Raw genomic sequence first — 7,113 nt, forward strand, 5'->3', positions numbered from 1 at the left:
CTTTAACGCTTTCACTTTAACGCTTTCAATATTATCTCCCACAATTTCAATATTTTCTTTATTTGAAAAACCGAGTTTGAATCCCATTTTTATAGTCGGAATTAAATTATAATCGAAAGATATTATTTGGGAGGCGACATAATCCAAAGCCACCGCATCGGACGAAAGTAATAAAACATTCAATTTTTTCGGGTTTCCGCTTCTCGGACCATTTCCTTCCATCGCCATAATTCCGTCCATTATATATAATTTCGGGTTTATTAATTTATTCAAATCCAAAAGCATAGTCGAAAAATCGTCAAAATCTGGAAGTTTCAAATGATATTCCGCCTTTCTAAATCCCGGGATGCATCCGAATTGATTTTTTACCGCTCCCGTCATAACGGTTAAAGCATGAGATTTTAATTTTGGCAAACTTATTATTGTGTCGGCTTCGGCAATCGGTTTGGCTATAGTAAAACTTTTTTCTTTTATTCCTTCGTTAAAACTTATTCCGATTGGCTCGTCAAAATCGGCGTATTCAATTTTAAGTCTTTGCGCAACTTCGCTTATTCCAGATTTTTGAGCGACAGAAATTCCCTTTCCAATTCCCGGCGAATCTCCGTAAGATATTTTATTTATATTTTTTTCTTTATTATTTTCTTGCAAAATAGAAATTATAGCTTCAAAAACAATCGGATGAGTCGTGACAGATTTTTCCGCGGATTCTGAAGCGAGCAAATTCGGTTTAAGTAAAATTTTATCTCCGTATTTAATAAATAAATCGATTCCGCCAAGCAAATTGATTCCTCTATTTATCGCATCTTTAACTTTATTCAAATCATAGCTGTCGCATTTTATTAAAGCGACTTTTGTTTTATTTTCATTTTTAATCATAAAATTTCCTCATAAAATATCGTTTTTATAAAATTTAAATCTATTTTCTTTATAACGAATCGAAATATCTTTTTTAAATAAAGAAAATCGAATATAATTGAATCTGTATTTTACTTTTGAATAATATTCTTTAATAGAATTCGATTCTATCAAATCAATAAATTCTTTAGAAAAAAATTTATAATCTTTTTTATCAATATTTTTTATAGCTTTATTTAAAGTATTTTTTAGAATTTCAAAAATTTTTCTCTCTTCTTCGATATTAAAATTTTTCGTTCTGAAAGCAAGAAAAGCTTCCTGCTCGATATATTTCGCAAACGACAATGATTTATTTTCCCAAAAATTATATTCGCTATAAAATTCTTCCAAAATTTCAAACCATTTTTTTATCGCTTTTAACAATATTTTAGGCTCTTTAGTCGCTCTTTGAGAATCCTGTCCCGCTCTTTTAATATAATGATAACGAGCTTCATATTCAAAACTTATATTTTTTGCGAACATTAAAAGTTTATGCGAAAATATTCCGTCCTCGCCGGGCTGAACATTCAAAGGATAACGAACGGATTTATTTTCTTCCAATATCTTTTTTCTTATAAACATAGAACAAGTTGGAAGTGCCGAATGAAACCCTCGATTTTTATCTATTCTTTTATCCAAATTCCAAAAACTGCTCAAAACTACCAAATCGCTATCGTTTTTTTTCGCGTTGTTATAAAATTTTTCAAAAAAATCGTTGTCAATATAATCGTCTCCGTCTATACAAAATAAATATTCGCCTGTAGCTTTTTCTATTCCATCGTTTCTTGCTGCGGAAACTCCTTCGTTTTTTTTGTCAATTATGATTATTCTTTTGTCTTTTTTTTGATATTCTTTTAATATTTGCAAGGAATTGTCCGTAGAACCATCGTTTATGCAAATTATTTCCAAATTTTTAAATGTTTGATTAATGACGCTTTCCAAACAATTTCTTAAATATTTTTCCACATTGTAAATCGGTATAATAACTGTTATCATTTTATAGATTATACTAAAATATTAAGATTTGTCAAAAATTATGTTTAAGTTATTGCATTCCGATAATTGAATACTAACAAAAGTTATTTATTGAATTTTACTTCAATATAATATATATTGTTATATTATCAATCGACAAAATATTTATTTTATACGGATTAATTAAATGCATAAAAAGATAATATTTTTAATTTTATTTAGTTTGATTTTTAATTTAAGTTTGCTCGCTCAAAATATGCCCCCGACTCCTCCCGATAATCCAGAAGTTATTCCAATGAGCGAAATACATGAAGGGATGGAAGGCGTAGGTTATACGGTAATTCATGGAACTAATGTAGAGCCTTTCAAAGTAAAAGTTCTTTCGGTTTTAAGAAAAATGTGGAACGGAAGCGACGCGATATTGATAGAACTTGAAGGACTTAATTTGGAACATTCAGGCACTGTCGCGGGTATGAGCGGTTCTCCGATTTATTTTGACGGAAAAATTGCGGGAGCTTTGGCTTTCGGCTGGAATTACGCTAAAGACCCGATTGCTGGAGTCACTCCCATAGAAGAAATGTATAAATTATACAACGATACAAATGTTTCAAAAGTCGCTTCTATAAGCAAAAACTCTCTTCAAACTCCTTTAATGTTTTCGGGCTTCAACGGAAATTCTTTTTCTGAATATTCCGACAAATTCAAAGAAATGGGATTTTATCCAATGCAAGCTGGAGGCGCAATTTCGGACGAGACTCAAAGCGGAAAATTTTTATTCGGAGATTCTGTAGCTATAGTTTTGGTTGACGGCGATTTGTCAATAGCGGGAGTCGGAACGGTTTCGCATACGGACGATGAAAAATTTTTATTATTCGGGCATTCTATGTGGTCCAAAGGAAGATTAAGAGCGCCCGTTTCGAGAGCCTATATAAATCATATAATGGCTTCTGCTGCGTCTTCTTTTAAGATAGGAACGGCTTATTCAAACTATTTAGGCTACACAGTTTATGACGGAACCTTTGGAGTTTCGGGAGTTTACGGAGACATCCCAGAAAATACTATGATTCCCGTTAATTTGCAAGTGGAAGACCAAAGTTTTTTGAATAAAGAATTTAATTTTAGAGTATTAAACGACCCGACATATTTTTCTCATTTGCTTTCTATGGCGATTTACGAAGCGGTAACCTCGAGTGCGGGAAGCGAAGAGGACGGAGTATTTAGCGTAAGTTATGAAATAGAAACGGATTATTTTGAAGAACCTTATAAAGTAACCGACAGAATATTAAGCTATTCTTCAAAAGACGCTTTCAGAAGCGCTATAGAACAATTGATTGCTCCAGTAGATTTTTTCATTTATAATAATTTTAATAGAATTGGAATAAAATCAATAAAACTTTCTATAAAGAGAAGCGATTTAAAATACGCGTTTTTAGACGATATAACTTTACTTGAAACGCGAGCGGTTGCGGGAGAGACAATACATTTAAGAGTGGGAATTACTCCTTACGGAGAGGAAAAAACTTATATAAATATTCCCGTTAAACTTCCCGTTAATTTGACAACAGATATTTACAGTATTTATGCTGCAAACGAATATATATATAATTATGCCGAGCGGTTATTTATGCCGAATAAATATAAAATAAGAAATTTGGACGATGTTATGAGAATTTACGGCAAATCTTATGACGATAAGGCTTTGAAGGTTTGGCTCTATTCTTCTTCGCGCGGAGTTCAGATAGGCAAAGATTCTTTTCCTACTCTTCCAATTTCAAGATACGGCATCATAGCCGACAATTACACTTCGGATAAATCGGCGGTTATAAACGCTATAGAAGGAGAATATAATATGCCTTACTCAATATTGGGCTTAATGAAAATAGATATAATCATAGAAGGAGCGGATAAGTATGAAAATCGCTAAAATAATTTTAACAGTATTAATATTATCTCAAATTACGGTTTTTGGAGTTGTTACCAGAAATTATTCGAGTTCGAGAAAAGGGTTTTATAATAACGGAACTTATAACGGAATAATGCTTACGGAACAGGGTTCTTTGGTTTTAGCTCCGATTATAGAAAAAGACGGCGCTATTGACGGAAAATTTATTTGGAAAATATATCCTTCGACTGATGGCTCTATGTATGCGGCGATAAGCGGAAACGGAGCGGAATTATATAAAAGAAACGCGGGAGAAAGCGAATTTAATTTATTCGTCAAATCGACAAACGAAAGCGCGTTTACTTCGGTTATATCGGACGATTCGGGAAATATATACGCTGCGACAGGTCCCTACGCGAGAATAATAAAATACGATAACGCGGGAAACGAAATTTGGAGTAAAAATGTCGATGACACTTATATTTGGGATATGAAATTCGACAATAACGGAAATTTATACGCTGCGGCTGGCGGAAATAACGCTCGAGTATTAAAAATATCTTCAAACGGGAATATAACGGAAATACTTAAAACTGACGAACAGCATGCTATGTCTTTATATTTCGATTCTAAAAACAATAAATTATATGTTGGAACGGCGGGAAGAGGACTCGTTTTGGCTATAGACTTGGCAACTAATTTGGAAAATCCTTCTTCAAAAACTCTATACGATACGGCGCAAAACGAAGTTTACGCTATTACTATGGACAATATAGGAAATTTATATTTTGGAACGGCAACAAGAGAGCCTTCTTTTTTAATCTTGCCTTCGATAATAGACGGCGGAAAATCTGCGGACGACAGCGCAAAAGAATTTAGAAATTCTTTATATAAAGCCGATACGAATGGAACGGTTCAAAGATTATTTTTCTTGAATCAAACTTTGGTTTTCGCTTTAAGCAGCGATAACGACAATAATATATATTTCATTACTGGAGACAACGCCGATATTTATAAAATAAACGGAGACGATGGGCTTTTATCCTACATTGGCGGACTCGAAAATAAAACCCTCTCGACATTTTCGGCTACTAAAGACGGATTATATTTTGCGATATCGAAAACGGGAGAAATATACAAAATGCAAAATAATAATCTTTCGGAAGGAAGTTTTGTAAGCGATACATTGGATTTAAGACTTTTAAGCAAACTTGGAAGCCTAAACGCTATGACAACCGTTCCAGAAGGTTCGGATATATCTTTTGAAGTGAGGACGGGAAATGTGGCGAGAGTCGACAATACTTGGAGCGATTTTGTTCCCATTGCCGAAGACGGAAAAATCAATGTTCCAGACGGAAGATTCATGCAATTTAGAGTGACAATGAAAACCTCGAATTCCGAATCCATTCCCGTTTTAAGTTCTATGGATTTTACTTATATTGAAAATAATTTGCCTCCAGATGTTCTAAACGGCGGACTTACAACGCATTATAAACAGCAAAACGATTCCAACGAAACTACGAAAAGCCCGCAGCTTGAAGAAAGCGAAACTATGATTTATTGGAAAGGAAGCGACCCAAACGGAGACAAACTTATATACGATTTGGAATATAGATTAAAAGGCGAGAGAAATTATCGAAAACTTGCAAATAATTTGGAAAATCCTTACTTCAGATTTAAATCTTATTTGATGCCTTCGGGTATTTACGATTTCAAGATAACGGCAAGCGACAGACATGATAATCCGATAGATTTGGCAAAAACTAAAACTTTGGAAGTTCTTAATATAAAATACGATAACGATGCCCCAGAAATATTCGATTTTGCGGTTAGCTCGGAAGGAAATACAAGGAAAATAACTTTTAGAGTAGAAGATAAACTTTCTTTTTTGAAAACGGTTAGATATTCAACGATAACGGAAGAATGGCATTATATAATTCCAGACGATAAAGTTTTGGATTCTATGAGCGAGAATTTTACCATTATAATTGACGATGAAAATGCGGGTTCGATTACGATAGAAGTTTTGGATACGGAAGGGAATATTAAATTTTATTCTTTTTTGATTTAATAAAAATTGGAGACAAAATGAGTATTAATTGCGTATGGTGCGGTAAAGAAATCGAGGAAATCGAAGGACAGGCGACTATGGATACCTGTGACGAATGCGAAGATTTTTTTGAAGATAATATTGACAATATTGCAAAAACCCTAAACGAACTTTTAAGAGAAAACGAAACAAGCAAAAACGGTAAAAATAATGACGAGAAAAAAGCATGGATAAGCTACTCCCTCATAACTGCAATTCATATGTTGAGTTCAAAGCCTTATTTAGAGTTTAAGGATTCAAAATATAAAGAAAATTTGCCGCAATAATTTAGGAATAATAAAATTTATTTATTAACAACCAAACGATATAAGTCTTTATTATAATCTTTAGTCGATATCGTTTTATTTTCGTATATTAATTTTTTATATTTATCATCGTTATATTTGTCGCTTATAGAATTTTTATGTCTAAATCCGCCGTTCATTTTTAGAGAATATAAAATATCTCCAATCGTTATCGATTCGGGAGGACAACCCAATATATAAGATATTTTCGAGCCATCAACGGTTTTTATTATATACATAGCTTTTTCCAAACTTTCGGAAATTTCGTTTATTATAGTCGGAGGAGTTTTTAATTCTTTAGCGAGTTCGTAAACGGTGAAAGGTTTTTTCTTGTTAATAAATCTGTCCGCGATTGCATGCATAAACTCCAAAGCTATAACCTCTTTTTCGGCAAATGAAAGTTTAATATTCGTTCTGTCGACTCCGTAAGCTCTAAAATATTGAAGCGAATAAGTAAGTTCCGCTCCAAATAAAATTATTATCCAAATTATATATAAAAGCAAAAGCAAAACGGGGATTTGGGCAAAAGCGCTTGCGGAAGAAAACTCGGCGGGACTTATACTTGTGAGCATATTGTCTTCGTTACTTATTACTACGACATCGCCAATCTTAAAATTATACTTCATTAACTGCTCGAATACATTTGGAGAGAAATCTACAAAATTAAGCGTATTTGTGGAAATAACCTCTCTGTCGTAAGTCGGCGCGCTTAAACCGTTTCCTAAATTTTCGATTATTCTATAACTTATTCTTTCCAAAGTAATATTTGAAATATTTTTAGAAACCGAATTTATTTCTTTTACGACATATTCTATTTTATATTTATCGCTATCAAAAATTTGTTTATAATTTTTTACATTTAAATTTAACCTAAAATAAACGCTGAAAAGAGTTATTATGGTTATCGCTACCAAAAGAGAAGATATTGCCGCAAATACGCTTAATTTTGTAGATTTCTCTCCAAATGT

6 protein-coding genes are annotated in these 7,113 nt (G+C 32.9%); 3 read left to right on the top strand and 3 right to left on the bottom strand.

Going from position 1 to position 7,113, the window contains the following annotated elements; all coding sequences use genetic code 11:
• Positions 1-876 (bottom strand): DUF362 domain-containing protein (locus tag EZH24_RS04995; protein WP_137998022.1); only part of this gene is annotated, 876 nt, incomplete at its 3' end.
• 9 nt (positions 877-885) lie between these two features.
• The gene (locus EZH24_RS05000; RefSeq protein ID WP_137998023.1) at positions 886-1,890 is read right to left on the bottom strand and encodes a glycosyltransferase family 2 protein; all 1,005 of its coding nucleotides are present in this window, start codon (positions 1,888-1,890) and stop codon (positions 886-888) included.
• Positions 1,891-2,056: 166 nt separating this feature from the next.
• Here EZH24_RS05000 and EZH24_RS05005 point away from each other — a divergent pair, with 166 nt between their 5' ends.
• Genes EZH24_RS05005 through EZH24_RS05015 form a run of 3 tightly spaced genes read left to right on the top strand, consistent with a single transcriptional unit; the run spans position 2,057 to position 6,127 of the window.
• Positions 2,057-3,793, top strand: a complete 1,737-nt coding sequence (locus EZH24_RS05005) for a SpoIVB peptidase S55 domain-containing protein (protein ID WP_137998024.1) — start codon at positions 2,057-2,059, stop codon at positions 3,791-3,793.
• Entirely contained in the window at positions 3,780-5,822 is a 2,043-nt protein-coding gene (locus tag EZH24_RS05010) for an NHL repeat-containing protein (RefSeq protein ID WP_137998025.1), read from the top strand. Before EZH24_RS05005 ends, EZH24_RS05010 begins: the two co-directional genes overlap by 14 nt.
• A 17-nt stretch (positions 5,823-5,839) precedes the next feature.
• Entirely contained in the window at positions 5,840-6,127 is a 288-nt protein-coding gene (locus EZH24_RS05015; protein ID WP_137998026.1) for a hypothetical protein, read from the top strand.
• 17 nt (positions 6,128-6,144) lie between these two features.
• Here EZH24_RS05015 and EZH24_RS05020 read toward each other — a convergent pair.
• A partial coding sequence (locus tag EZH24_RS05020; RefSeq protein WP_137998027.1) for an Rrf2 family transcriptional regulator occupies positions 6,145-7,113 on the bottom strand: 969 nt, incomplete at its 5' end.

Source organism: Brachyspira catarrhinii (genome assembly GCF_005518285.1).
Taxonomy (GTDB): Bacteria; Spirochaetota; Brachyspiria; order Brachyspirales; family Brachyspiraceae; genus Brachyspira; species Brachyspira catarrhinii.

What these genes read in the sequence shown, in the direction of transcription:
- EZH24_RS05000 (WP_137998023.1), bottom strand. Translation starts at nt 1,890, where the DNA reads ATGATAACAGTTATTATACCGATTTACAATGTGGAAAAATATTTAAGA.
- EZH24_RS05015 (WP_137998026.1), top strand. Translation starts at nt 5,840, where the DNA reads ATGAGTATTAATTGCGTATGGTGCGGTAAAGAAATCGAGGAAATCGAA.
- EZH24_RS05005 (WP_137998024.1), top strand. Translation starts at nt 2,057, where the DNA reads ATGCATAAAAAGATAATATTTTTAATTTTATTTAGTTTGATTTTTAAT.
- EZH24_RS05010 (WP_137998025.1), top strand. Translation starts at nt 3,780, where the DNA reads ATGAAAATCGCTAAAATAATTTTAACAGTATTAATATTATCTCAAATT.